A 24,370-nucleotide genomic window follows, 5' to 3' on the forward strand; every position below is an offset into this window, starting at 1 on the left:
CGCGCGTCCCGGTCACACCAGACGCCGGATGTCACCGCGGACCCGGTAGAAACCGCCGGCCGCCGTGTGCAGGGAGTCCACGACGTAGCGCGCCCCGGGTTCGCGTATCTCGCGCGGGAACTGGACGTTCAGGGACGAGTCGTAGCCGTCGGACACCACGTGCACCCGGATGCGGCCGGCCTCTTGGACGCACTCGACGACGACCGCTCCGGAGGGAGCCCGGGTCACGGTGGCCACCGTCGCCGCCGCCGTGGCGGGCGCGTAGGTCGGCAGGGCCTCGGCGAGCTTGACGTCCCTGGCCACCGGCACCGTGCCCTGCTGGGCCGCGGCGATGGCCGTCTCGCTCGCGTCCACGCACACCAGCGAGCCGTCCGTGGTCACCAGGTACAGCCGTTCGTCGCGGTACTGCATGGACAGCGCCGAACCGCCGCCCGTGCCCAGCTTCCACAGGCGCGTGCCGTCCCGGTCGAAGCAGTAGACCGACGACGACGCGTCACCGGCGAACACGAACCGCCCGCTGGGCGAGGTGGCGCACGAGTACACCGCGCTGTCGCAGCCGTAGGTGGCCTCGACCGCGCCGGTCGCCTTCGACAGACGCTGCACCACCTTGTGGGCGGTCCCCGCGTACACGGCGTCCTCCTCCTGCCAGCCGAACAGGACGCCACCGCGGGTGGGCGTGTGCCAGAGTTCACCGCCGCCGTCGGGCGCGTAGGCGGTGACTCCCCGGTGGTGACCGTGGTAGACGGCCCGGTCGTCCGCGCGGACCATCCAGGCGTGTTCGCCCTGGCTGCGCCGCGCCCACTGGTGCTCGTCCTCGTGGTCGATGACGGTGAGCCGGCCGTCGCGGTCCGAGACGTTCAGCAGGCCCTCGTGGATGTCCAGCCAGAAGATGTCGACGTCCGCCGTGATGTCGTACGCCGCGAACGGCAGCTTCGAGGAGAGGTCGTAGACCTTGCCGTCGTCGCACCCCGCGTAGATCCAGAAGTCGTCGGCCACCAGGCACTTCACGCCGTCCGGGAGACTGAAGCGGGCCAGGACCCCACCGTCGTGGTCCAGGGTGTAGACGTCGCCCGACTGGTTGCCGACCCAGCAGCGGTCGTCGTCCACATGGATGCCGAACGCCGAGGAACCGGTGCGGAAACGCCACAGCACCGGTGCCACGGCGCGCGCGGTCGACGGCGCCGAGGTCACCTGACGGCGGGTCACCGCGCGTGGGGGACGCTGTCCGGCGACGGCGGGGGCGTACCCCTTGCGCACCTTCTCGCCGACTTTCCGCGCCGCCGCGGCCCGGGCCTTCTCGGCGGTGGGGAAGGTCGTGGTCTGCACCTGCCCGGAGGCACCGATCCGCCCGTAGCGCACCGTCACCACCACGCCGTCCACGGCCACTTCGTAGAACTTGTGCGCGCCGCCGCTGTCCTGCGAGAGCTCCAGATACGTCGTCGACACGGTGCTGGACCCGGTAGCCATGACAAACCCCTCCCCAGGGTGGACCCGCGGCTGTTCCAGCAGGTCCCACTCCCAGAACCGTAGGCGCAGGCACTGACAATCACGCCCCGACGCCCTCGCACACGGGCCGCCGTCAGCCGTCCCCGTCACGCCGGGCCGGTGGCCTCACCCGGGGGCGGTGCGCCGGGCCTGGTTCGCGCCCGCCCCGGGGACGCCGGCTCACCCGGCCCACCCTGAGGTCCCCGGCCCTCCCCGGCGGGGCGCCGGCACGGCCCCCGGGCCCCTGCCGCCCGCGGAGCGCCATGATTGCGGCCGCGCTTCCGCCGCCCAAGCGGAGTCCAGGATCGAGACCGATTCTTGAGGTGTGCTCCCGTGGTGGGGGCGCCGCCGTGTTGCGGCCCTGCCGGCGGCCGGGCGAGCGCCCCCGTGCCCGGGGGGCTCAGCCGCCCAGTGCGGCGTCGACGACGTCCCTGGCCTCCTCCTGGACCCGGCGCAGGTGGTCGGGGCCGTGGAAGGACTCGGCGTAGATCTTGTAGACGTCCTCGGTGCCCGAGGGGCGGGCCGCGAACCAGGCGTTGTCGGTGGTCACCTTGATGCCCCCGATGGACGCGCCGTTGCCCGGGGCCTCGGTGAGTACGCCGGTGACCGGTTCCCCGGCGAGGGTGTCGGCGGTGACCTGCGCGGGCGAGAGCCTGCCGAGGAGTGCCTTCTCCTCCCGGGTGGCCGGGGCGTCGATGCGGGCGTAGGCGGGGGCGCCGAAACGGTCCGTCAGGGCGGCGTAGTGCTCGGAGGGGGTCTTCCCGGTGACCGCCGTGATCTCGGAGGCCAGCAGCGCGAGGATGATGCCGTCCTTGTCCGTGGTCCAGACGGAGCCGTCACGGCGCAGGAAGGACGCGCCGGCCGACTCCTCCCCGCCGAAGCCGAGCGTGCCGTCGACCAGTCCGTCCACGAACCACTTGAATCCGACGGGCACCTCGACCAGCCGGCGTCCGAGATCGGCGGCGACCCGGTCGATCATCGAGGAGGACACCAGGGTCTTGCCCACGCCCGCGGCAGCGGGCCACTGCTCGCGGTGCGCGTAGAGGTAGGCGATGGCGGCGGCCAGGTAGTGGTTGGGGTTCATCAGGCCGGCGTCGGGCGTGACGATGCCGTGCCGGTCGGCGTCGGCGTCGTTGCCGGTGGCGATCCCGAAGCGGTCCCGCTGCTCGATGAGCGAGGCCATCGCGTACGGCGACGAGCAGTCCATGCGGATCTTGCCGTCCCAGTCGAGTGTCATGAAACGCCAGGTGGGGTCGGTCAGCGGGTTCACGACGGTCAGGTCGAGCCGGTGCTGTTCGGCGATGCGCCCCCAGTAGGCGACGGACGCCCCGCCGAGCGGGTCGGCGCCGATGCGGATACCGGCGGTGCGGATCGCGTCCAGGTCCAGAACGCTCGGGAGGTCGGCGACGTACGTGCCGAGGAAGTCGTAGCGGGCGGTCGTCGGAGCGGCGAGGGCCTGCGTCCAGGGAATCCGCCGTACGTCCTTCAGGCCGGACGCGATGATCTCGTTGGCCCGGTTCTGGATCCAGGAGGTGGCGTCGGAGCCGGCGGGGCCGCCGCTCGGCGGGTTGTACTTGAAGCCTCCGTCGGCGGGCGGGTTGTGCGAGGGGGTGACGACCACACCGTCGGCGACGGCGGCGGTGCGGCCGCGGTTGTGGGTGAGGATCGCGTGGGAGACGGCGGGCGTCGGTGTGTAGCCGTCTTCGCTGTCGACGAGCACCGTGACTCCGTTGGCCGCGAACACCTCCAGGGCGGTGACCTTGGCGGGCTCGGACAGGGCGTGGCTGTCGGCCCCGAGGAAGAGGGGGCCGTCGGTGCCCTGGGCCGCCCGGTACTCGCAGATGGCCTGGCTGGTCGCGGCGATGTGGTCCTCGTTGAACGCCGTGTTCAGCGAGGACCCACGGTGCCCCGAGGTGCCGAACGCCACGCGCTGCACCGGGTCGGCCGGGTCGGGGTGCAGCGCGTAGTACGCCGTGACCAGCCGGGCGACGTCGACGAGGTCCTCGGGGCCGGCCTTCCTGCCCGCTCGCTCGTGCTGCATGTGCCCGCTCCTCCACATCGGTCGATCATGGCTTGCGCCATCCATCTTCCCTTGTGGTGGCGGTCGTCCGCGAGTACGGGTCGGATTCCGCCCGAAGCGCTCAGCGCCGGCGGCCGCGTACCGACCAGCCGCTGCCGATGCCGGCGACGTGCAGGGCGAGCACGGTCAGGCCGAGGAGCATGAGGTTGGTGGAGGTGAAGGTGTCGTTGGTGGATATCTCCGCCGCGTTGATCAGGAAGGCGATGAAGAACAGCACTGCCGAGATGATGGCGAGCAAGGGGTCCGTCCCTTCGGGGTGTGGCTCGTTCGGTGTCTTGTTCTGCACATGCCCCCGACCGGGCGGTGAACACCGGCACCCCTGCTCCCTGAATCGAACGCGGTCTCGACAAGGTCTGCGTGGCCGGCCGGGCCGCCCCGGGGCACGGGAGCGGCACCGGTCGGCCTGCGCCGGCGGGCGCCGGCTCAGTCCGGCAGACCCCACGGCTTCGCTTCTCCGACGGCCGGCACATCACGCGGATCCAGGTCCGGGTGGGTGCCGCGCGGGAGGACGACGGCCGTCTCGCCCCGGCCGAGCGGGATCTCGACGCGCTGTGCTCCTGTCTCGCGGTGGCGCAGCCGCCGCCCGCGCGGGTCCCTGACGTCGACGGCGCCGTCGATGCCGTGCTCCAGGACGAGCGGAGCGCCGGCCTCGCTGTGGACGCGCACCCATCGGGTCCGGCCCTGCGAACGGTCCGCGTCGACGAGGAAAGCGCCCTGGGTGCGCAGGCCCTGGACCGAGAGGTCGGGCCATCGCCGTGACACGGAGGGAAAGACCCGTACGACGCCGCCGTGGCTCTGCACGGCCATGTCGAGTACCGACCGGGCCGCCGTCAGCGGGCTCTCGACGGCCAGGTTGCCGCCCTCCACGTACATGGTGTTCGCGGTCATCCACGCGTTCTTGATGAGGTTGCCGTCGGTGAAGAAGGTCAGGAAGTCCAGGGCCTCCTCCGGCCGTTCCATGAGGGAGGCCATCGAGGACGCGGCGGCGTAGCTGTAACCGGCCCACAGGCTGCGGTCCTTGATCCAGTGGTCGAAGGTCGTCCGCATGGTGTCCCGGTCGGAGGGCCGGTCCCAGTCCAGTTCGTGCAGCGGGAACAGCCACAGCAGGTGCGAGAAGTGCCGGTGGGACTCGGTGAGGGGTTTGCCGGCGCCGATGTTGACGCCGGTCGCGTCACGCGGGTAGTCCACCAGGCGCTGGAGGATTTCGCGCCAGCGTCGGGCGCGTGGATGGTCCGTGCGGAGAATGCGCAGACAGTCGAGGAGGGTGGCGCAGCCCCAGCGGACCAGGGAGAGGTCGTAGGTGCAGTCGGTGGCGTCCGCCCACTCGGGCGACCGGGTGAGCGGCAGGTGCAGCCTTCCGTCGCCGCCCTCGTACAGGAAGTGGTCGTAGAAGTTCACCGCCTTGACGAGGATCGGGTAGAGGACGTCACGCACGATCGACACGTCCATGGTGTGGCGGTAGCTGAGCCAGACGTTGTGCATGGCCCAGACGAGGTTGCCGTTGTTGTCGGTCTTGGTGGAGGTGCCGGGGACACCGACGGTCTTGGCGCCGGGGCGCAGCATCCAGTCCGAGGGGTGGGCCAGCGCGTAGGTGTCGCCGTCCTGGTACTCGGGCGGGACGGAGAGCGGCAGGTTCTTCTCGAAGTTCTTGAAGGTGGACGTGACGGAGTCGAGTTCCAGGTGCCCCGACCCCTGGATCAGCCAGGTGGCGATCTGCACGTTGAGGTTCCACCAGACCGCGCTCCAGCTGCCGCCGGTCTCCGGGTACCACGGCCCCCACTCGGACATCGAGGGCCCGCCCGCCCGGGTGGCGCAGGCGGCCTTGTAGAGCTGGATCCAGTAGAAGTCCTGGATGCGTTTGTCCGGTACGGACAACAGGCTGCGCCGGTAGAAGCGGTGCCACCAGCCGCGGTGGCCGCGCACCAGCTCGTCCGGGTCCGCGGACAGGGTGCGCGCCACTTCGGCGACGGCCAGCTCCGTGGTGCGCGACAGGCCCCCGGGGTAGCGGTACACGAGGTGCGCGGCCAGCAGCCTGCCGCTGCCGACCCGCCGCTCGCGCCAGGCGGTGGTCCACCCGCCGCCCGCGATCAGCGGCTGTTCGACGTAGTGGGCGGCTCCGGCGGATCCGGTGCGGGGATCGGGGTTGCCCGTGTAGTCCGCCGGTTTGTCCTTTTCACGTGGAGAGATAGCGGACAGCCATGTGAACGACCAGGTCGCGGTCTCCTCACCGGCGCTGGGCCGGGTGGAGATCAGCAGCGCGCTACGGGCGTTGTGCACCACCATCGAGAAGCGGACACTGCCCCGGGTGGTGGTGACGGCACCGCGCAGCTCGGCGTCCCAGAGATCCAGCGTCCAGTCGACACCGGTGACCTCACCGGCGAGCGTGAGGTCGAAATGACCCACGGGCAAGCGGGAGAATCCGTACGGCGCGCGCCATTGGGGCCGCTGGTCCTGCACCTGACCGTGGCTGACCATCACTTTCACGGAGTTGGCCGTCGCACCCCGGTAGACCTGCACCCCGAGCAGACCGTTACCGAGGAACGGCCCGTCCTTCCAGTCGCCCGGCATCCGGCGCCACCGTAAGGCGGCGGCCCGGGCCATCCGTTCATACACGTCCGCCGCCTCTGCGGGCGGCCGGGGCGCTGCCCAGGCGGTGCCGGAGCCGGCCGACCAGCTCCCGGCGGCGACCGCGGCGGCCGTGCCGATCACACCTCTTCGCGAGAACCCGTTCCCTGTTGACACGGTCACGTAGACGCCTCCCGTCTCTGCTTGTGAACTCCTGGCATAGTGCAAGCCACGTGAGCAGCAAGGGAAGACCTCCGACGTATGCAAATCAGAGGGAAGCTGAATGACCAGGTCGCGGCAGACCCCTGTCCACGCTCCTCTTACAGAAGCGGAAAGTGGACCGATGTATGCAGACAGCCGCGATCGACCCGCGGCCGGCCCGCCTCTCCGGCGCCGGGCGGCCTCTCCGGCTCCGGGCGGCCGTGACGCCGGCGCCCGGGCGGGGGCGTCGGCGTCACGGCCGCCCGGCCTCCTCGGGCGACGGCGCCACCGAGCGGACAGCGCGTCCCGCACCGCAGGGGTCGCCGACAAGGCCGACAACAATCCCGAGGGGTTCAGGAAGTCACCAGATGCCCGAAACGCGACAAAAGGAGATAATTGGGACACGCGGCGACGCGTGACCGACTCCTCAACTGATCACGAACAGGCAGGTCGGACCATGTCGAAGAAACCACGTTCGTCCGAGCCCCCGCACGGCAAGGGCCCGAGCCGTCACGAGGGCGCCGGGCAGCACGGCTGGTCACCCGACGTGGACGAGACCCGCCAGCAGGACAACCCGAGCGCCCCCCGCTCCTTCCGCACGGCTGAACACGCCGACGACAAGGGCCGGGGCCGCACCAGGTCCGCCGAGGAGTCGAAGTCCGTTCCGGGCGACACGGTCAAGAGCCGGAGCCGACGGGGCGAGGACTACGGCGACGCGGACGAGAAGGGCCGTCAGGACACCGGACGCAGAGGCCGCTCCCAGCGCCCCAGCGGCACCAAGGACGCCTCCGCGGTGACCGGCGTCGACCCGCAGGAGCCCCAGGACCAGCAACCCGGGGCCTGACAGCGCGGCACGGCAGGGCCACCGCCGGATGCGCCCGCTTCAGCAGATCCGGGGCAGCTGTTCCCCGATCGGCAGATCGACCACCCGGGTTCCGCCCAGGCCCGTCCTCGCCACGACCATTCCGGGATGCGCCTCGACGGCCTCACCGATGATCACGGCGTCCGCGCCCAGGGGGTGGGCGCGCATCGCGTCGAGGACGGCGTCGGCGTGCTCGCGCGGGACGAACGCCACCAACTTGCCCTCGTTGGCGATGTACATGGGGTCCAGACCGAGGATGGCGCAGGCATTGGCCACGGCGGGCGGGACCGGGACGTCGCGTTCCCGGACGACCACCCCCGTCCCCGAGGCCGCGGCGATCTCGTTGAGCGCCGCCGCCAGTCCGCCCCGGGTGGGATCGCGCAGCGCGTGCAGATCCGGGGTCACGGCGAGCATGGCGTCGACGAGGCCGCCGAGTGGCGCGCAGTCGCTCGTGATCTCCACGCCGAACTCCAGGCCCTCGCGCACGCTCATGACCGCCACCCCGTGGAGCCCGATGGCGCCGCTGACGATCACGACGTCGCCGGGGACGACCCGTTGGGGCCGCAGGTCGACGCCCGGGGGGACGAGCCCGATCCCCGCGGTGTTGACGTAGATCCCGTCGCCGTGTCCGGCCTCCACCACCTTGGTGTCGCCGGTGGCCACCTCCACACCGGCGGTGCGCGCGGCCCTGCCCAGCGCCTCGGACACCCGCCTCACGACGTCCAGTTCGACGCCTTCCTCGAGGATGAAACCGCAGGAGAGGTAGGCGGCCCGGGCGCCGCTCATGGCGAGGTCGTTGACGGTGCCGTTGACCGCGAGGTCGCCGATGCTGCCGCCGGGGAAGAACAGCGGCCGCACCACGTAGGAGTCGGTGGAGAACGCCAGCCGGGTCCCGCCCAGGGGGACGACGGCGGCGTCCCCCAACTGGGCGAGCACCTCCCCGCCGAAGGCGGGCGCGAAGATCTGCTGGACGAGTTCGGCGGAGAGGACCCCGCCGCCGCCGTGCCCCATGACGACCCGCGGCCGGTCACGCACCGGCGCAGGGCACGTCCATCCTTCGAGGTCCAGGGCGGGGACGGGGACATCGGCGCCGGGGGCACCGGTGCCGGGGCGACCGGTGCCGGGGCGACCGGAGGTGGGAAGGCCGGTGGTCGGGAGGCCGGTGGTGTCAGACAACGGGGCTCGCCTCCCGGGCCTTGCCGGCCGGCAGGTCCAGACGCCGGTAGAGGTAGTAGGCGGCGCAGGCGCCCTCACTGGAGACCATGGTGGCTCCCAGGGGGGTGCGCGGAGTGCACAGCGTCCCGAATGCCTCGCACTCGTGCGGTTTGAGCAGCCCCTGAAGGACCTCTCCGCTGCGGCACTGAGCGGGTTCCTCCGTCCGGATCCCGCCGACCGAGAAGCGGTGCTCGGCGTCGTGGTCACGGTACTTCGGCGACAGCCGCCAGCCGCTGTCCGGGATCACGCCGATGCCGCGCCAGGCCCGGTCGGTGACCTCGAAGACGTCCTCCAGCATGGCGCGGGCGGCCGGGTTGCCCTCCGGGCGGACGGCACGGGCGTAGGCGTTGTCCACGGTGTGCTCACCGCGTTCCAGCTGACGCACGGCGCGGCGCACCCCTTCGAGGATGTCCAGGGGCTCGAAGCCGGTCACGACGATCGGGACCCGGAAGCGTTCCGCCAGTTCCGGGTACTCCTCCACGCCCATCACGCTGCACACGTGCCCGGCCGCGAGGAAGCCCTGTACCCGGCAGCTCGGCGACGACATGATCGCCTCGATGGCGGGCGGTACGCGGACGTGCGACACCAGCATGCTGAAGTTGGGGATGCCCAGCTTGCGGGCCTGATGGACCGTCATGGCGTTGGGGGGCGCCGTCGTCTCGAAGCCGATGCCGAAGAACACCACTTCGCGGTCCGGGTTCTGCTGTGCGATCCGCAGCGCGTCGAGCGGCGAGTAGACGACCCGTACGTCGCCGCCTTCGCCGCGGACCTGGAACAGGTCCCGTCCGGTGCCGGGGACGCGGAGCATGTCGCCGAAGGAGCAGAAGATCACGCCCGGCCGGGAGGCGATCTCCAGCGCCTTGTCGATGACCTCCAGCGGGGTCACACACACCGGACAGCCAGGCCCGTGGATCAACTCCACCTTGTCCGGCAGGAGTTGGTCCAGGCCGTGCCGGATGATGCTGTGCGTCTGCCCTCCGCACACCTCCATCAGGGCCCACGGCCTGGTCACCGTGGCGTGGATGTCGTCGAGGAGCCGGCGCGCCAGCTCCGGGTCCTGGAACTCGTCGATGTACTTCACTGGTTGCGCACCTCTTCCACCGGGACCGTGCCCGCCTCTTGCGCCGCCATCTCCCAGGCGTCGCCGAACTCCTCCTGCAACATGCCGAGTTCAGCGAAGAGTTCGAGCGTCTGCCGCGCCGACTCCTCGTCCAGCCGTTGCAGGGCGAAGCCGACGTGGACGATGGCGTACTCGCCGACCTCGAGGTCGGGCAGGTACTCCAGGCACACCTCCTTCACGACGCCGCCGAAGTCGACGGTGGCCATCCGGGTGCCGTCCCGGTCCTCGATGTCCAGCACTCTGCCGGGTACCGCCAGGCACATGAGCCTCTCCTCGCTGTGGGTCGCGCGTTGCTCAGTCGGTGGGGGTGGCCCGTGCGGCCACCATCAGCTGGCCCAGTGCCAGGCCGCCGTCGCCCGGTGGCACCAGCCGGTGCCGCAGGACCGTGAAGCCGTCCTCACGCAGGGCGGCGGCACAGGCGCAGGACAGCAGCGTGTTGGCGAACACACCGCCGGTCAGGGCGACCGTGTCCAGTCCGTGCCGCTCCCGGGCCCGCGTGCAGATCCGGTGCACCAGGCCGGTCACCGCCCGGTGGAAGCGAGCGGCGATCAGGGCCGGCGCGACGCCCGCCCGCAGGTCGGCGACGACCGCCGCCAGGACCGGCGCCGGATCGGCCCGTACGGCTGCGCCGCCGTTCTCCTGCGCCGTGCGCAGGGCGAAGGCGTAGGCGGTGGTGTCCCCGGCGGGTGCGCGCAGTGCGGCGCCCTCCAGCTCGACGGCCGCCTGCGCCTCGTACCCGGCGCGATGGCACACCCCGGCGAGAGAGGACACGGCGTCGAACAGACGGCCCATGCTGGATGTGGGGACACAGTGCAGGCCCCGCTCCAACTGCTTTTCCAGTACGCGCAGTTCGTCGGGCGGGCAGGCGGCCGTACAGGGCAGGTCGGCAGACCGGTCGATCCCGGCCGCCCGCAGGTGGGCCAGCGCCATGCGGTACGGCCGGCGCACCGCGGCGTCGCCGCCGGGCAGCGGGACGTACGCGAGGTGCCCGAACCGGGTGAAGCGGTCGTAGTCCGCGAGCAGGAACTCCCCGCCCCAGACGGCCCCGTCGTCGCCGTGTCCCGTGCCGTCGAAGGCGACGCCGATCACCGCCCGGGTGCCGTCGAGACCGTGCTCGGCCATCGCGGCGGCGATGTGCGCGTGATGGTGCTGGACGCGTACGACGGGCCGGTCCGCCGCGTTGCGGTCGGCCCACCCGGCGGACCGGTAGCCGGGATGCCGGTCGGCGGCCAGCGCCTCGGGCCGCACCCCGGTGAGGGACTCCAGCTGTGCCACCGCGCGCTCGAAGGCCCGCTGCGTGCCGACGTCGTCCATGTCTCCGATGTGCGCCGACAGCCAGGCCCGACGGCCCGCCCCCAGGCAGAACACGTTCTTCAGGTCGCCGCCGACGGCGAGCGCCGGCCGCACGGGCAACGGGAGCGGGACCGGCAGCGGGGCGTAGCCGCGGGAACGGCGGATCACCAGCGGTTCCCCGTCACAGACGCGGACCACGGAGTCGTCGCACGGGACCTGGATCGGCCGGTCGTGCGTGAGCCAGGCGTCGGCCAGGTGTGCGAGCCGCTCCAGCGCCTCCGTGTCGTCGGTGACGATCGGTTCACCGGACACGTTGCCGCTGGTCATGACGAGCAGCCGGGGGCCTTCCGGGTCGCCGGGCAGGCCGAGCAGCAGATGGTGCAGGGGCGTGTAGGGCAGCAGCACGCCGAGGTCGGGGCTGCCGGGCGCGACGGCCTCGGCGGGCCGCGGTTCCCCGGCCGTGCACGCCGGATGCGGCCGCCGTCTCAGCAGGACGACCGGCCTGGCCCGCCCTTCGAGCAGGGTCCGCTCCTCGGGACCGAGCCGGACGAGGTGACGGACGTCGTCGGCGGTTCTGGCCATGACGGCGAACGGTTTGTCCCCGCGCGCCTTGCGCTCCCGCAGGAGGGCGACCGCAGTCGGGTTCGTGGCGTCGCAGGCCAGGTGGTAGCCGCCCAGGCCCTTCACGGCCAGGACGGCGCCCCGGGTCAGCAGTGCCCGCGCACGCGTGACCGGGTCCGCCTCCTCCACGCTCGCGGGACCCCGCTCCCGGGCGACGAGCAGCCTCAGCCGGGGCCCGCAGGCCGGGCAGGCGACCGGCTGCGCGTGGAAACGCCGGTCGGCCGGGTCGGCGTACTCGCGGGCGCAGTCTGGACACATCGCGAAGCCGGCCATGGTGGTGTGGGCCCGGTCGTACGGCACGCCGGTGACGATCGTGAAGCGCGGGCCGCAGTGTGTGCAGTTGACGAACGGGTGACGGTGGCGCCGGTCCGCCGGGTCGGCCAGCTCGGCGAGGCAGTCGGCGCAGGTCGCGGAGTCCGGGGAGACCAGGGTGCGGGCCGGTCCTTCGGCACGGGAGGCGAGGATGGTGAAGGCCGTGCCGCCGGCGGGAGGCAGCTCCCGGTGGTCCACCGACTCGACGTGGGCCAGCGGGGGTGCCTGGGCGGCGATCCGGTCGCAGAACAGGGCCACGGCCGAGGCGCTGCCCTCGACCTCCACGACGACGCCCTCCACCGTGTTGGTCACATGTCCGGCCAGGGCGAGTTCGGTGGCGAGGCCGTACAGGTAGGGGCGGAATCCCACGCCCTGCACCACGCCCCGGACGATGACCCGGCGGCGCAGCGGACGGTTCTCGGCGACGGCCGGCGGCGGAGCGCTCACGGGCGGGTGGGTGCCAGACCACCGGCGTCGCTCTCACCGGCATGGATGTGCGGGTGGCCGTGCCCCACGTCCGGCCGGCCGGCCATCACCGGCGCGTGCAGCGGCGCGCCCTCCGCTGCGGCGAGTGCGCGGTCGAGCAGCGCGCCCACGCCCTTGCCCCGGCGGGCCGAGGTCATGACCACCTCGACACCGGGGTTGACCTGCTGCACGTTGGCGCGGAAGGTGATCTCGTCGAACTCCACGGCCTCCGCGATGTCGGTCTTGGTGACCACCACCAGGTGGGCGAGACCGAACGCGGTGGGGTACTTGAGCGGCTTGTCCTCGCCCTCGGCGACCGAGGCGAGGACGACCCTGAGGGTCTCTCCGAGGTCGTAGGAGGCGGGACAGACCAGGTTGCCCACGTTCTCCACGAAGAGCAGACGGGTGCCGTCGGGGAGCCACCCGTCCAGGTGTCCGGCGAGCATCCCCGCCTCCAGATGACACAGTCCGTCGGTGAGCACCTGCTTGACGGGGGCGCCCGACCGGGCCAGCCGGGTCGCGTCGTTCTCGGTGGCGAGATCGGCGGTCAGCGCGGCGACGGGCACCGCGCGCTCGCGTGCCCGCAGCAGCTCGCTCTCCAGCAGGGCGGTCTTGCCGCTGCCCGGACTGGACAGCAGATTGACCACGGTCGTGCCGTGTGCCGCGAGACGGGTGCGCAGCGCTTGGGCACTCGTGTCGTTCTTGGCGAGCACGGCCTGCCGCAGGTCGACGACACGGCACATGGTTCAGCACTCCTCGGGAATCGGTCGGCGGGTGGAGGCGGGCGCTCGGTCGCCGGTCTCCCACTGCACGGCGGTGATCCGCAGCTCTCGGCCCGCGAGCAGCTCGGTGTTCGTCCCGTCGCAGACGGGGCAGGTCAGCCGGGGCGGCATGCCGACGGCCCATTCGTGTGCGCAGGGCGTGCACCGGGCCTGTCCCGGCACCTGCTCGGTGATCAGTTCGGCGCCTTCCAGCAGCGTTCCGGCGCAGGCCAGTTCGAAGCTGAAGGCGAGGGCGTCGGGTACGACGCCGGCCAGCTCGCCGACCTGGAGCCGTACCGATCGCACCGCGGTGACCTCGCCGGCCCGCTCGGCGGCCTCTGCCACCTGGTCGACGACGGCCAGGGCGACGGACATCTCGTGCATGGGTCCCCGTCCTCGTGTGGCGGCCTGGCTCCGGTCGGGCTTCATTGAAGGCGCGGGCCGCCGGGTCGCGGGGCCCGGCACGCCGTCACGGGCCGGCGGGTACGCCGTTCGACGCAACCGCGGCCCGTCGGCGGCGCCCGTGGTTCACATCCGTCGGATGCGCAGGTAGCGCCTGAGGTCGGGAAGCACCCCTACGCCGAGGGCGACCACGGCCGCCAGGGCCGCTCCACAGAGGACGATCTTCTTCATGTGTCTCTCCTCACTCCTCATGTCGGGATCCCACCGGCCGCGGCCCGTGGGGCGGGCGCGTCCGGTTCCCCGTCGGTCAGCAGTTCCTCGATCAGCCGGACGGCCTCCGGCACGGCCGCGGACACCGGCGCGCTGAGGCCGATGCCCTCCTCCACCGAGGCCGGTTCGCATCCGACGACCAGGACGCGGCGGGGCGGCTCGCCGCCGGTCCCGGCGCACAGGGTGCCCAGCAGCGCGAGCACGGCGTCCGGGGTCATCCGGTGGCCGTCCAGCGCGGGCGTGCCGGCCGGCGGGCTCCCGCCACCGGCCTCGTGTTCGATGACGTACAGGGTGCCGGGGGCCGCGCCGCGTGCCGTGGCGTCCACCAGGACGAGCGTGTCGAAGCCGTCCAGGAGCCGGTAGGCGAGATGCACTCCGCGCACGCCGACGTCCACGACCTCGACGGATGCGGGCAGTTCGCGTCCGGCGAGCAGCCGGGCGGTCTCCACGCCGAAGGCGTCGTCCCCGAGGAAGATGTTGCCGATGCCCGCGACGAGCGTCCTCGGTCCTGCCGGGGGGGACGGGTTCATGCGCCGTCCTCCAGCGGGGTGATCTCGTCGGGCTGGAAGTACAGGAACCGCCCCTGTTCGCGGCGGATGTCGGCGCCCGGGTCGCCCTCGACCGTGACCGCCAGGTGCACGCCGCCGTCGACGTCGTGCAGCACCGCCTCGACCTTCGCGGTGCGGCCGCGCAGGAAGATGTCCTGCGCGTCGGTGCGGCGCAGGCCCGGGCGCAGTTCGACGCGGCTGCCCTTGGCGACCGTCCGCCCGTCCACGACCACGTGGTCCCGCGCCGGGTCGAAGCCCGCCTCGCTCGCGGGGTCCCACCAGGGGGTGTCCGGCCGCTGCACCCCGTACTCGTCGGGGAAGCCGCCGTCCGGGGCGGCGGCGATGCCGGGGCCGGTCACCTCGCGCAGGCTGCGCACCGCTCCGTGCAGGCGCTCCAGCACCTCGGCCGGCATCGAGTCCGCCAGGTCGATCACGGCGGCCGCGCGGTCGTCGGTACCCCGGGCCTCGCGTTTCTCCTCGTCGGTGAGGGCCGCGGTGCGCAGCGCGAGGATCTCGTCGATCTCGGTGGCGTCGTAGAGCGCCCCGGGGCTCTCCGGTGCGATGGCCGGATGGTCCTCCAGGATGATCGGCGAGGACAGCACGAGGTCGGCGCTGCCGGGCTCGCCGGCCAGTACGGGCCAGGTGTGCAGGTTGCGGCAGGCGGCGACCGCGCCCCTGGCCCACTCGGGGGGATCGGTCATCGACAGGAAGGATCCGGCGCTGAGGGCCATGAGGAGGTGGGTGGCGACCAGGGAGTGGGGCAGCGCCGCGTCCCGGCCGGCGTCACGGCCGTCGGACGGTGTCCAGGCGCTGGTGTTCTCCACGACGGCGGTCAGCCGCACGGTCCGGTAGGGACCGTCGAGTTCGCGGGCGGACAGCCGGATCGTCCCGCTGATCTCCTCGCACCGCCGCTGGAGCCGGCCGACGGTGCGTCCGGCCGCGTCCAGGACGGGTGCGGTGTCCTGGCGGGCGGGGAGCCGGAAGGGACGGGTGACACCCTCGCCGAGGAGCTCGTCCATGGCGGCGACCACCTCGACGCGCTCCTCGTTCCCCTCGTCCCAGGGCACCAGCACCCGGTCGTCGAGGCGGAGTTCGGGCACGGTCTCGAAGCCGCCGTCCGGGCGGACCCGCTGCACCGTGCGCCGCCGGGCGTGCAGGAACCGCACCTCGACCGAGAGCGTCGCGTCCGCCTTCGGTTCCATCAGGAGTTCGGTGTGCTGGAAGTCGTGCTCCTCGCAGTCGGCGCCCCAGCCGGGCGGCACCAGCACCCCGAACTGCCAGCGCAGCCTGTTCTTGGCGGCCGAGGCACGGTAGGGGTAGAGCACATAGCCCTCGAAGAGGACGGCGTCGGCCACCTGCCGGGCGAGGGCGAACCGCTCCTCCGTCTCGGAGGCGAACGCGGTCACGGTCACGGATCCGTCCTTCCGGTGGTACCGGTGAGCGCGCGCAGCGGATCGGCCCGGGGCGGGTCCGCGGCGGCGCCGTCGTCGAGCAGGGACCGGACGGTCGCCTCCCAGGAGGGCAGCGCGCGCCGGGAGCGGTAGGCGAGGAGGGCTTCCATGGTGTCGCGGGGCAGCCGGATCCAGCCGCATCCGGGGAAGTGCTGCTCGACCATCTCCCGCCAGGTGGCGACCGGCATCCGGTAGGCCGCCTCCCGGTCCCACGGCACCGGCTCCACCTGGAAACCGCCGTCCCCGGTGAAGGCGGTCCCCGAGAACAGCATCAGCAGCGGGACTTCGCCGTCGGTGAGGGCGTCGAGGTAGCGGGTCGCCGCGACGTCCATGTCGTAGGTGCAGGGCACGACGAGGTCGGCCTCGGTCTCGCCCGTGAAGCCGGGAACCATCAGTGAGACCTGGGCGAACTGAACCGGCTTGAGGGTGCTGCCCCAGCGGGAGCGTTCGCCGAAGAGGTCCGCGAGCCCGTCGGCCTCGGCGCTCGCGTAGCCGCGGCGGGCGGGTTCGACACGGATCTGGCAGCGCAGGGCGAGTGCGTGCACGCGGGCGCCGTCGGCGGCGGTGACGCGCAGCCGGAAGACGAGCGTCGGTCCGGCGGCGTAGCGGTCGGCGCGGACGCCGGTGCAGGCGAACGACAACTCCGTCACGACCGCACCGCCCCTTCCACGGGCCGGCCGCGTCGTGAGACGTCCGCGAAGACCGCGTCCAGGGCCGCCCGGGCTTCGGCCCCGCCGTCGAAGCCCTGCCACAGCAGGCGCATCCGGCCGACGAGTTCGTAGCAGACGTCGATCGGTACGAGGTGGCACTCGAAGTGGCCGTCGGTACGGCGCAGCAGCAGGGCCTCCACGTCGGGTTCGAGCAGTTCGGCGAGACGGCTGCCGCCGAGGGCCGCCGTCCAGGTCGCCGGATCGAGTTCGCTCTCGGTGGCTCCGGCCGGGCTCGGGTAGAGGGCGACCAGCCGGTCGAGCGCCGCGTTGCGGAAGAGGAAGGCGACGCCGACGGGGATCTGCAACGCCTCCCACGCGCTCTCGTCGAGGCGGTGGCCGGGGTCGGTGAGGTAGCGGGCGGGGACCGTGCGGAAGCGGCCCGCGGCGGCTCCCGGCTGTTCCATCAGCAGCGCGCAGGGGGTGCACGCGCAGACCAGGGCGCGCTTGTCGGTGTCGACGAGATGCCGGTGGTCCGCCTCCACCGGCGCCGCGCACAGTTCGCACCGCTCGGGCCGCGCGGGCCGCTCGGCGAGGAACCTGCGCAGGCCGGGCGGGCGCGTCGCCGGGGACGCCGTCATCGGGCCCCCGTCGGTGCGGTGCCGATCTGGAGCAGCGTGGGACCCGCGGGGGTCGTCTCCACGTCGACGGTCCTGACCTCCGGCGCGAAGCAGGCGAGGGCTGCCTGCGCGGCCTCCCGGGCGCCCGGCCCGGAACCGCATCCGCAGCCGCCGCTCTCCTGGGCCCGCAGCGTCAGGGCGCCGCTCTCCTCGTCGAAGCCGACGACTTCGAGGGCATGTTGGCGGACGCTGTCGAGGGCCCGGGCGATACGGGTGTCGCGGTCCTCGGGGTGCAGATCGTGCAGGACCAGGAGGCTCGCGACCAGTTCGTCGCCGGCGAGGCCCGCCACCGGGTCGCCGGGGGCGTCGGACAGCAGGTCGAGGAGGCGGGCCAGGCCGGCGCCGTAGAAGTCCATGAGGGCGCGGACCAGTTCCTCGGCCGCCTCCGCGGCACCCGGGCCGCCGCCGGTGGCCAGCCGGTCCAGCACTTCCTCGACCCGGCGTCCGGTCCGTTCCGCGTCGACGGGGCGCGCGGCCGCGGGGGCGCTCATCCGCCCAGTCCGCTCAGGCCGGTGGGCACGTGCATCGACTTCACCGTCTTGCCGCCGCCGACGTACATGTGGACGCCGCAGGGCAGACAGGGGTCGAAGCTGCGGACGGCGCGCATGATGTCGATGCCCTTGAAGTTCTCCGGGGTGTTCTCCTCGAAGATCGGCGTGTTCTGCACGGCGTCCTCGTAGGGGCCGGGCGTGCCGAAGCTGTCCCTGGTGCTGGCGTTCCAGGGGGTGGGCGGATAGGGGTGGTAGTTGGCGATCTTGCCGTCGCGGATCACCATGTGGTGGGAGAGGACACCGCGGACCGCCTCGGTGAAGCCGACGCCGAGCCCTTCGTCGGGGACCTCGAACTTCTCCCAGGTCTGGGTGCGTCCGGCGCGGACCTCCTCGAGGCCCTTCTCCGCGAAGTGCAGGGCGACGGCGGCGGCGTACGCCTGGAAGTAGGTGCGCGCCCGGTTGCGCTCCAGCGCGTTGGACCACTTCGGGATCTTCCACTCGAAGCTGGTCTCGGGCTTGGTCATGGTGCGGGGCAGGTTGATGACCACGCTGTGGCCGGTGGCCTTGACGTACCCGATGTCGACGAGCCCGGACAGCGCGGTCGACCACAGGCGGGCGATGGGGCCGCCCCCGGTGTCCAGGGCGAGGTGGTCCTTGCCGTCGAACCAGCGCGGGGACATCACCCAGCTGTACTTGTCGTCGAAGTTCCGCTTCTGCGGGGCGGGGATGGTGTGCTGGTTCCACGGGTGGCGCGGGTCCACGGGGTTGCCGAGGGGGTCGTGGGTGACGAACTGCTCCTGGCCCTGCCAGTCCTCGTAGTAGGAGCTGCCCAGCAGGATGCGGATGCCGAGGTTGATCTCGGTGAGGTCGTTGGTGACGAGCTTGCCGTCGACGACGATGCCGGGCGTGACGAACATCCGCCGGCCCCAGTCGGTCATGTTGGCGTAGGTGAAGTCGCAGTACTCCGGGTCGTTGAGCGCACCCCAGCAGCCGAGCAGGACCCGGCGGCGGCCGACCTCCTCGTAGCCGGGCAGCGCCTCGTAGAAGAAGTCGAACAGGTCGTCGTGCAGGGGAACGACCCGCTTCATGAACTCGACGTAGCGCATCAGGCGGCTCAGGTAGTCCGTGAACAGCTGCACGGAGGCGATGGTGCCGACGCCGCCCGGGTAGAGCGTGGAGGGGTGCACATGGCGGCCCTCCATCAGACAGAACATCTCGCGGGTGTAGCGGCTGACCTGGAGGGCCTCGCGGTAGAACTCCCCTTCGAGGGGGTTCAGCGAGCGCATGATGTCGGCGATGGTGCGGTAGCCGTGCTCGGCCGCGTGCGGGGCCTCGGTGCGCTCGGCGAGTTCGAGGACGCCGGGGTTGGTCTCCCGGACCATCTTTTCGCAGTAGTCGACCCCCACCAGGTTCTCCTGGAAGATGTTGTGGTCGAACATGTACTCCGCGGACTCGCCCAGGTTGATGATCCACTCGCCGAGGTGCGGCGGCTTCACCCCGTAGGCCATGTTCTGCGCGTACACCGAGCAGGTGGCGTGGTTGTCGCCGCAGATCCCGCAGATGCGGCTGGTGATGAAGTGCGCGTCACGGGGGTCCTTCCCCCGCATGAAGACGCTGTAGCCGCGGAAGACCGACGACGTGCTGTAGCACTCCGCGACCCGCTTCTGCTTGAAGTCGATCTTCGTGTGGATGCCCAGGCTGCCCACGATCCGGGTGATCGGGTCCCAGGCCATCTCCACCAGGCCGCTGCCGTCTCCGGCCGCCTTCGTCGTTGCCATCGTCTTTGCCGTGCCCTTCGTCGCGCGGGGTTGGGGTGTGGGGGGTGCACGAAGCAGAAGCGGGTCACTCGTGGCGGAAGGTCACCAGGGAGGCCGGTAGCCGGTGGTGATCTTCTCTCCGGTACGGCGCCACCTGGGCTCCTTGTCCACCGTCTTCGCCGTGATCGAACGCAGCTTGCGGACCACGGCGCCGTAGGCGCCGCTGGCGCCGCTCGACACCTTGGCGCCGGGGGGCTCGTCCATGAACGGCATGAACTTGTCGGGGAAGCCCGGCATGGTGCAGGCGATGCAGATGCCGCCGACGTTGGGGCAGCCTCCGATGCCGTTCATCCAGCCGCGCTTGGGCACGTTGCACTTGACGACCGGTCCCCAGCAGCCGAGCTTGACCAGGCACGTCGGCGAGTCGTACGACAGGGCGAACTGGCCCTGTTCGTAGTAGCCCGCGCGGTCGCAGCCCTCGTGGACGGTGGCCCCGAACAGCCAGCTCGGGCGCAGCTTGTCGTCCAGCGGGATCATCGGGGCGGCGCCGGACGCCTGGTAGAGCAGGTAGGTGAGCGTCTCGGAGAAGTTGTCGGGCTGGATCGGACAGCCGGGGACGCACACGATGGGGATGCCGGCGTGGGACTTCCAGTCCCAGCCCAGGTAGTCGGGCACGCCCATGGCGCCGGTCGGGTTGCCCGCCATGGCGTGGATGCCGCCGTAGGTCGCACAGGTGCCGATGGCGACGACCGCGAGGGCCTTCGGCGCGAGCCGGTCGATCCACTCGCTGGTGGTGATCGGCTGGCCGGTCTCCGGGTTGTCGCCGAAGCCGCACCAGTAGCCCTCGGGCTTGATCGCCTCGTTGGGGATGGAGCCCTCGACGACCAGCACGAAGGGGTCGATCTCGCCCCGTTCCCCCTTGAAGAACCACTCGATGAACGTGTCGGAGCCGCCGACCGGACCGCATTCGAAGTCGATGAGCGGCCAGTGGACGGCGATCTTCGGCAGACCTGGCAGTACACCGAGCACGATCTCCTCGATGCTGGGCTGCATGGCCGCCGTCAACGAGACCGAGTCGCCGTCGCAGCTCAGCCCCGCGTTGATCCAGAGAATGTGGATCGTGGGTGTCTCGTCGGCGGGCACGCTGCCGGCTTGCGCGGCGCGGACCGTGTCCGGCGTGGCCTCAGTCATGGGACCGCCTCCTGGGGAGGTAAGGGATGAAGGCCCGCAAATAGACCCTCGGAGATCTTCGTATCAGTCGTCGGGCCGGGACGGGACGACAAACAGGGCCAATCAGGTGACGTCGGCGTGAGTGGGGATCCGGCCCGGTTGCGCAACCGCTGCCGTGCCGAGGTGCGGCGGGGTGCCCGACGGCCGCTCCTTGTGGACGAAGGAACGGCGCAGCGCGTGGTACGGGGCGCCGGGGTCGTCGAACGTCCGGCGCATCCTGGTGAGCTCCCGCTCGCGGAAGCCGGCCAGCGGCGTCGCGCTCTCCAGCCGGTCCAGCTCCGTCTTCTTCGCGGTGATCCGCGCCGCCGTCGCCGGCAGCGCCGCCAGCATGGCCGCGAGGCCGGCGACCTTCCCCGCGAACCTCTCGGGCCCGCTCTCGACCACCCGGTCGACGAGCCCGAGGCGCAGCGCGCCCGCCGCGCTCACCGGGAGGGCCTCACGCATGAGCCGTTCGGCACTCTCGTGGCCCACCCGGCGCGGCAGGGTGTGGGTCCAGTACTCCGAACCGTGCAGCCCCATCAGACGGTAGTGCGGGTTCAGCACGGCGCCCGAGCGGCACCACACCTCGTCGGCCGCCAGGGCGAACATCACGCCGCCCGCCGCCGCGTTGCCCGCGAGCGCGCAGACCACCAGCCGGTCCGTCGTCGTCAGTACCGCCTCGACGAGGTCGTCGATGGCGTTGATGTTCGCCCAGGACTCGGCTGCGGGGTCGTCGGCCGCCTCGATGACGTTGAGGTGGATGCCGTTGGAGAAGAAGTCCCGTTCGCCGCCCAGCACCAGTACCGCGGTGGGGCGCGCGCAGGCCTCCCGGTAGGCGTCCAGCAGCCGTCGGCATCCGTCGGTGCTCATGGCGCCGCCGGGGAAGGAGAACGCGAGGAAGCCCACGTCGCCGTCCTCCCGGTAGCGGATGTCCGTCCAGGTGTCGCACCGCGGCCCGGGCGGGAACGGCGCGGGGTGCTCCGGCAGCGGCGGCAGCCGGTCGCCCAGGGCCGACACGGCGGGCAGCTTGAACGTGGGGGGCCCGCCGGGTGCGCGCCGGGGCCGCAGTTCGGGAATCCACACGGCGCCGTCGCTGGTGGCCCGGCAGACCGCCCCGGTCCGGGTCGCCAGCAGTTCGCCCGGGCGGCCGCGCAGCACGCTCTCGGGGTGACCGCCGTGCAGGTACCACTCGCCGTCGAGCAGCGTGTCCAGGACACCGGGCTGCGAGTCCGCCGCCCGCAGCTTGCGCAGGACGGTCCGGGTGGAGTCCTCGGCCCAGTCGATCCGGCGGACGCTCTGGTCGAGATACGGGCGGGTGCGCAGGGGTGCGTCGGCGGCGCCCGCCGTGTCCTGCCTGCGCGGCACGTGGGTTCCGCCGGCGAAGCGCTCCACGGCGAGCAGGACCGCCTCGAGCGCGGCGTCGGCGATCTCACCCCGGTACAGCTCGCTCTTGGACACCGGGGGAAGCCGGCACGGCACGGTGGCCCACACGTCGCCGGCGTCCATCTCCGCGTCGGCCTGGAGGACGGTGACCCCCCAGTCCTCGATGCCCTCGTGGATCGCCCAGTCCAGGGAGGACGGCCCCCGGTCCCCCACGGGTCCCGGATGCACCACGAGGCAGGTGTGCGCCGTCCAGACCTCCTCGGGGATCGCCGTCCTGAGCATGGGCGCCACGATCAGCTGCGGTGCGTGCCGCCGCACGGCACCGGGCAGGGAGTGGCCGGGCAGGGCGAGTTCCAGTGCCACCCGGTGGCCGCGGTCGCGCAGCTCGGCGTGGACGCGCTGGGTCAGGCTGTTGAACGCGCTGGCCAGGATGAGGATGTGCACGGCTGCCTCCGGGCGGACGGACGGCAGGGATGTCCGCCGCCGCGATCCTCGGCCCCCGTCGGCCGCCGTCCCCGCCGACAGGCGGTCGGATCATCCGAAAGCGGGCCTCGATCCGCCGTCCGGCCTCACCCTCCGCCGCTCCGGGCGACACCGGCGTGCGCGGGGGCGCCGCACGCGGTGGGCCGCCGTCAGCCGTCGGCGGGGCTCAGCGTCGTCGCAGGCCGCTGGTGATGCGCTCCCACGGGGAGCGGGTGGCGCCGAAGTGGGTCTCGTGCGCCCAGATGTGGGTGCACGAACGGCACTGGAGGTGCAGCAGGCTGCCGGCGTTGGCGAGCAGATAACGCCAGTGCTCGGAGCAGGTCCGCCCCTGTTCGCAGGTGGCGCATCCCTGACGGTCGTCACAGTTCGGGCAGGCCACCCAGGCCCGGCGCCCGACGTCGGCCTGCGGGTCAAGCGGCAGCATGGCCACCGCCCCGGCTCGGAAGCACCCCGGCCGAGACCAGTTCGTCGTACACGCGCTGCTGCTCGGCGTCGAGGCCGGAGTACAGCAGCGCGTACGCGGCCTCCTCGCCGCGCAGGGCGGCGACGGGGTCCCAGTCGGTGCCGAGGGCGTCCAGGACGTGTGCGCGCCGGAGCATCTCGTGCGCGCCGAGGTCGATGGCGAAGTCGGCCGGCGGGAGGGCGCCGGACCTGTCCGGGACAGGCCCGCTCGCCGTATCGGGTTCGTCCGGTTCGCCGGTGAAGGCGCGATCGTCGGGGGCCATACGCCCGAACGTAGGTAAGCGTTCCTCGCGCAGGCAAGAGCGCGTGGGAGAAGTCACAGCGGGGTGTACGCGGGCAATCCCCACGGCGGCGCGGAAGCGGGCGGTGATCTCCTCCGCGGCGGCCCGCGGGCAGGGGTCTCCCTGCGGCCCGCCGCGGAGGGCTCGCACGGGAGGCGCCGCCGCCGGCCTCGCGCCGCCGCCCGTGCCACGGCCAGTGCGGCCCGCTCGGATCACGAGGGCCCCCGTACGAGCCGCGGGCGGCAGCACCGGACCGGGCTGCCCGGACGTCCGCTCGCGCCACCCCGGCGACATCGTCGTCGTGTGTGGGGGGAGCGGGCGGAAGGACCGGGTGCGCGTGGGTGGTGGCGGACGCGGGGCGGATCCGCGGCGGCCGCCCGTCAGCGCTCGTGCGTCGTGTCGTCCTCGCCCGCCTCCAGCAGGGTGGCCGCCGCGCCGATGATCCGCGGGTCGGGACGGCCGACGACCTCCTCGTCCTTGTCCGTGTAGTCGAAGCGGGCCAGGACGCTGGGGCCTCCACGCGGGCGCGCTTCTTGTCGTTGCTCTTGACCACCGTCCACGGGGCGTGTTCGGTGTCCGTCTCACGGAACATGGCGACCTTCGCGGCGGTGTAGTCGTCCCACAGGTCGAGGGACGCCAGGTCCATGGAGCTGAGTTTCCACTGCCGCACGGGGTCTACCTGACGGATCGTGAAACGGGTGCGCTGCTCGCCCTGCGAGACGGAGAACCAGAACTTGACCAGTTCGACCCCGTCGTCCACGAGCATCCGCTCGAACAGCGGCGTCTGGCGCATGAACCGGCGGTACTCGTCGTCCGTGCAGAAGCCCATCACCCGCTCCACACCGGCCCGGTTGTACCAGGAGCGGTCCAGCAGGACGATCTCGCCCGCGGTCGGCAGATGCTCTACGTAGCGCTGGAAGTACCACTGGCCGCGCTCGCGTTCGGTCGGCTTCTCCAGGGCCACCACGCGGGCGCCGCGGGGGTTGAGGTGCTCGGTGAACCGCTTGATGGTGCCGCCCTTGCCGGCCGCGTCCCGCCCCTCGAAGACGATGACGAGCCGGCGCCCGGTCTCCTTGATCCAGCTCTGCAGTTTCAGGAGCTCTATCTGCTGGAGCCGCTTGTGCAGGTCGTACTCCCTGCGCTCCATGCGCCGGTCGTACGGGTAGTTCTCCCGCCAGGTGTCCACCGGGGTGCCGTCCGGCCGGATCAGCACCGGATCGTCGTGGTCCGTGTAGTCGACGCGCATCCCTGACAGCAGTTGTTCCATCCCCCGAGGGAAGCAAGTGCGTACGTACGGGGGGCCAACGGCGCGCGAAGCCCAGGTGT

General features: G+C 72.2%; 22 protein-coding genes and 1 pseudogene. 1 reads left to right on the top strand and 22 read right to left on the bottom strand.

Going from position 1 to position 24,370, the window contains the following annotated elements:
• Positions 1-12 precede the first annotated feature (12 nt).
• The 4 genes from OHS71_RS03870 to OHS71_RS03885 all read right to left on the bottom strand — a co-directional run bounded on the left by OHS71_RS03870 (position 13) and on the right by OHS71_RS03885 (position 6,313).
• Positions 13-1,467, bottom strand: coding sequence for a WGR domain-containing protein (locus tag OHS71_RS03870; protein WP_328476800.1), 1,455 nt, complete (start codon positions 1,465-1,467; stop codon positions 13-15).
• Positions 1,468-1,885: 418 nt separating this feature from the next.
• The gene (gene pgm / locus OHS71_RS03875) at positions 1,886-3,526 is read right to left on the bottom strand and encodes a phosphoglucomutase (alpha-D-glucose-1,6-bisphosphate-dependent) (protein ID WP_328476802.1); all 1,641 of its coding nucleotides are present in this window, start codon (positions 3,524-3,526) and stop codon (positions 1,886-1,888) included.
• Between the two features lie 100 nt (positions 3,527-3,626).
• Positions 3,627-3,803, bottom strand: coding sequence for a hypothetical protein (locus OHS71_RS03880; RefSeq protein ID WP_020126694.1), 177 nt, complete (start codon positions 3,801-3,803; stop codon positions 3,627-3,629).
• 185 nt (positions 3,804-3,988) lie between these two features.
• Positions 3,989-6,313, bottom strand: coding sequence for a glycosyl hydrolase family 95 catalytic domain-containing protein (locus OHS71_RS03885; protein ID WP_328476804.1), 2,325 nt, complete (start codon positions 6,311-6,313; stop codon positions 3,989-3,991).
• A gap of 475 nt (positions 6,314-6,788) precedes the next feature.
• Here OHS71_RS03885 and OHS71_RS03890 point away from each other — a divergent pair, with 475 nt between their 5' ends.
• Positions 6,789-7,175 carry a hypothetical protein gene (locus tag OHS71_RS03890; RefSeq protein ID WP_328476806.1) on the top strand — a complete coding sequence of 129 codons (387 nt, stop codon included), beginning with the start codon at positions 6,789-6,791 and terminating at the stop codon, positions 7,173-7,175.
• 39 nt (positions 7,176-7,214) lie between these two features.
• Here the strand turns inward: OHS71_RS03890 and hypE are convergent, their stop codons facing one another.
• The 18 genes and pseudogenes from hypE to ppk2 all read right to left on the bottom strand — a co-directional run bounded on the left by hypE (position 7,215) and on the right by ppk2 (position 24,311).
• A complete protein-coding gene (gene hypE / locus OHS71_RS03895) occupies positions 7,215-8,261 on the bottom strand; it encodes a hydrogenase expression/formation protein HypE (protein WP_443047152.1) in 1,047 nt (348 codons plus the stop codon).
• A 100-nt stretch (positions 8,262-8,361) separates the two neighbouring features.
• Positions 8,362-9,489 (bottom strand): hydrogenase formation protein HypD, encoded by a 1,128-nt coding sequence (hypD, locus tag OHS71_RS03900; RefSeq protein ID WP_328476810.1) that lies wholly within the window; start codon positions 9,487-9,489, stop codon positions 8,362-8,364.
• Positions 9,486-9,791 (bottom strand): HypC/HybG/HupF family hydrogenase formation chaperone, encoded by a 306-nt coding sequence (locus OHS71_RS03905; protein WP_328476812.1) that lies wholly within the window; start codon positions 9,789-9,791, stop codon positions 9,486-9,488. Before OHS71_RS03905 ends, hypD begins: the two co-directional genes overlap by 4 nt.
• A 31-nt stretch (positions 9,792-9,822) precedes the next feature.
• Entirely contained in the window at positions 9,823-12,201 is a 2,379-nt protein-coding gene (gene hypF / locus OHS71_RS03910; RefSeq protein WP_328476814.1) for a carbamoyltransferase HypF, read from the bottom strand.
• A complete protein-coding gene (hypB, locus tag OHS71_RS03915) occupies positions 12,198-12,962 on the bottom strand; it encodes a hydrogenase nickel incorporation protein HypB (protein ID WP_328476816.1) in 765 nt (254 codons plus the stop codon). The genes hypF and hypB overlap by 4 nt, the downstream gene beginning before the upstream one ends.
• Before the next feature lie 3 nt (positions 12,963-12,965).
• Positions 12,966-13,364, bottom strand: coding sequence for a hydrogenase maturation nickel metallochaperone HypA/HybF (locus OHS71_RS03920; protein WP_328476818.1), 399 nt, complete (start codon positions 13,362-13,364; stop codon positions 12,966-12,968).
• A gap of 144 nt (positions 13,365-13,508) precedes the next feature.
• Positions 13,509-13,613 carry a DUF6893 family small protein gene (locus OHS71_RS41265; protein WP_443046843.1) on the bottom strand — a complete coding sequence of 35 codons (105 nt, stop codon included), beginning with the start codon at positions 13,611-13,613 and terminating at the stop codon, positions 13,509-13,511.
• Between the two features lie 17 nt (positions 13,614-13,630).
• A complete protein-coding gene (locus OHS71_RS03925; protein ID WP_328476820.1) occupies positions 13,631-14,182 on the bottom strand; it encodes a hydrogenase maturation protease in 552 nt (183 codons plus the stop codon).
• Entirely contained in the window at positions 14,179-15,612 is a 1,434-nt protein-coding gene (locus OHS71_RS03930; protein ID WP_328476822.1) for a hypothetical protein, read from the bottom strand. Before OHS71_RS03930 ends, OHS71_RS03925 begins: the two co-directional genes overlap by 4 nt.
• Complete coding sequence (locus OHS71_RS03935; RefSeq protein WP_328476824.1) at positions 15,609-16,301, bottom strand: DUF6084 family protein; 693 nt, start codon at positions 16,299-16,301, stop codon at positions 15,609-15,611. The genes OHS71_RS03930 and OHS71_RS03935 overlap by 4 nt, the downstream gene beginning before the upstream one ends.
• A complete protein-coding gene (locus tag OHS71_RS03940) occupies positions 16,298-16,939 on the bottom strand; it encodes a DUF5947 family protein (RefSeq protein ID WP_328476826.1) in 642 nt (213 codons plus the stop codon). The genes OHS71_RS03935 and OHS71_RS03940 overlap by 4 nt, the downstream gene beginning before the upstream one ends.
• Entirely contained in the window at positions 16,936-17,469 is a 534-nt protein-coding gene (locus tag OHS71_RS03945; RefSeq protein WP_328476828.1) for a hypothetical protein, read from the bottom strand. Before OHS71_RS03945 ends, OHS71_RS03940 begins: the two co-directional genes overlap by 4 nt.
• Entirely contained in the window at positions 17,466-19,247 is a 1,782-nt protein-coding gene (locus OHS71_RS03950; protein WP_328476830.1) for a nickel-dependent hydrogenase large subunit, read from the bottom strand. The genes OHS71_RS03945 and OHS71_RS03950 overlap by 4 nt, the downstream gene beginning before the upstream one ends.
• An 81-nt stretch (positions 19,248-19,328) precedes the next feature.
• On the bottom strand, positions 19,329-20,417 hold the full coding sequence (locus OHS71_RS03955; protein ID WP_328476832.1) for a hydrogenase expression protein HypE: 1,089 nt from the start codon (positions 20,415-20,417) through the stop codon (positions 19,329-19,331).
• 102 nt (positions 20,418-20,519) lie between these two features.
• Complete coding sequence (locus tag OHS71_RS03960; protein ID WP_328476834.1) at positions 20,520-22,262, bottom strand: hydrogenase maturation protein; 1,743 nt, start codon at positions 22,260-22,262, stop codon at positions 20,520-20,522.
• Positions 22,263-22,467: 205 nt separating this feature from the next.
• Positions 22,468-22,725, bottom strand: a complete 258-nt coding sequence (locus OHS71_RS03965; protein ID WP_328476836.1) for a hypothetical protein — start codon at positions 22,723-22,725, stop codon at positions 22,468-22,470.
• A complete protein-coding gene (locus OHS71_RS03970; RefSeq protein WP_328476838.1) occupies positions 22,712-23,026 on the bottom strand; it encodes a DUF6400 family protein in 315 nt (104 codons plus the stop codon). Before OHS71_RS03970 ends, OHS71_RS03965 begins: the two co-directional genes overlap by 14 nt.
• Positions 23,027-23,424: 398 nt before the next feature.
• Positions 23,425-24,311: pseudogene (gene ppk2, locus OHS71_RS03975) on the bottom strand (polyphosphate kinase 2).
• Positions 24,312-24,370 lie beyond the last annotated feature (59 nt).

It is taken from the genome of Streptomyces sp. NBC_00377, assembly GCF_036075115.1.
Classification (GTDB): Bacteria; Actinomycetota; Actinomycetes; order Streptomycetales; family Streptomycetaceae; genus Streptomyces.

What these genes read in the sequence shown, in the direction of transcription:
- OHS71_RS03950 (WP_328476830.1), bottom strand. Translation starts at nt 19,247, where the DNA reads ATGGCAACGACGAAGGCGGCCGGAGACGGCAGCGGCCTGGTGGAGATG.
- OHS71_RS03920 (WP_328476818.1), bottom strand. Translation starts at nt 13,364, where the DNA reads ATGCACGAGATGTCCGTCGCCCTGGCCGTCGTCGACCAGGTGGCAGAG.
- OHS71_RS03925 (WP_328476820.1), bottom strand. Translation starts at nt 14,182, where the DNA reads ATGAACCCGTCCCCCCCGGCAGGACCGAGGACGCTCGTCGCGGGCATC.
- pgm (WP_328476802.1), bottom strand. Translation starts at nt 3,526, where the DNA reads ATGCAGCACGAGCGAGCGGGCAGGAAGGCCGGCCCCGAGGACCTCGTC.
- OHS71_RS03965 (WP_328476836.1), bottom strand. Translation starts at nt 22,725, where the DNA reads ATGCTGCCGCTTGACCCGCAGGCCGACGTCGGGCGCCGGGCCTGGGTG.
- hypB (WP_328476816.1), bottom strand. Translation starts at nt 12,962, where the DNA reads ATGTGCCGTGTCGTCGACCTGCGGCAGGCCGTGCTCGCCAAGAACGAC.
- OHS71_RS03905 (WP_328476812.1), bottom strand. Translation starts at nt 9,791, where the DNA reads ATGTGCCTGGCGGTACCCGGCAGAGTGCTGGACATCGAGGACCGGGAC.
- OHS71_RS41265 (WP_443046843.1), bottom strand. Translation starts at nt 13,613, where the DNA reads ATGAAGAAGATCGTCCTCTGTGGAGCGGCCCTGGCGGCCGTGGTCGCC.
- OHS71_RS03970 (WP_328476838.1), bottom strand. Translation starts at nt 23,026, where the DNA reads ATGGCCCCCGACGATCGCGCCTTCACCGGCGAACCGGACGAACCCGAT.
- OHS71_RS03870 (WP_328476800.1), bottom strand. Translation starts at nt 1,467, where the DNA reads ATGGCTACCGGGTCCAGCACCGTGTCGACGACGTATCTGGAGCTCTCG.
- OHS71_RS03945 (WP_328476828.1), bottom strand. Translation starts at nt 17,469, where the DNA reads ATGAGCGCCCCCGCGGCCGCGCGCCCCGTCGACGCGGAACGGACCGGA.
- OHS71_RS03955 (WP_328476832.1), bottom strand. Translation starts at nt 20,417, where the DNA reads ATGACTGAGGCCACGCCGGACACGGTCCGCGCCGCGCAAGCCGGCAGC.
- OHS71_RS03940 (WP_328476826.1), bottom strand. Translation starts at nt 16,939, where the DNA reads ATGACGGCGTCCCCGGCGACGCGCCCGCCCGGCCTGCGCAGGTTCCTC.
- OHS71_RS03890 (WP_328476806.1), top strand. Translation starts at nt 6,789, where the DNA reads ATGTCGAAGAAACCACGTTCGTCCGAGCCCCCGCACGGCAAGGGCCCG.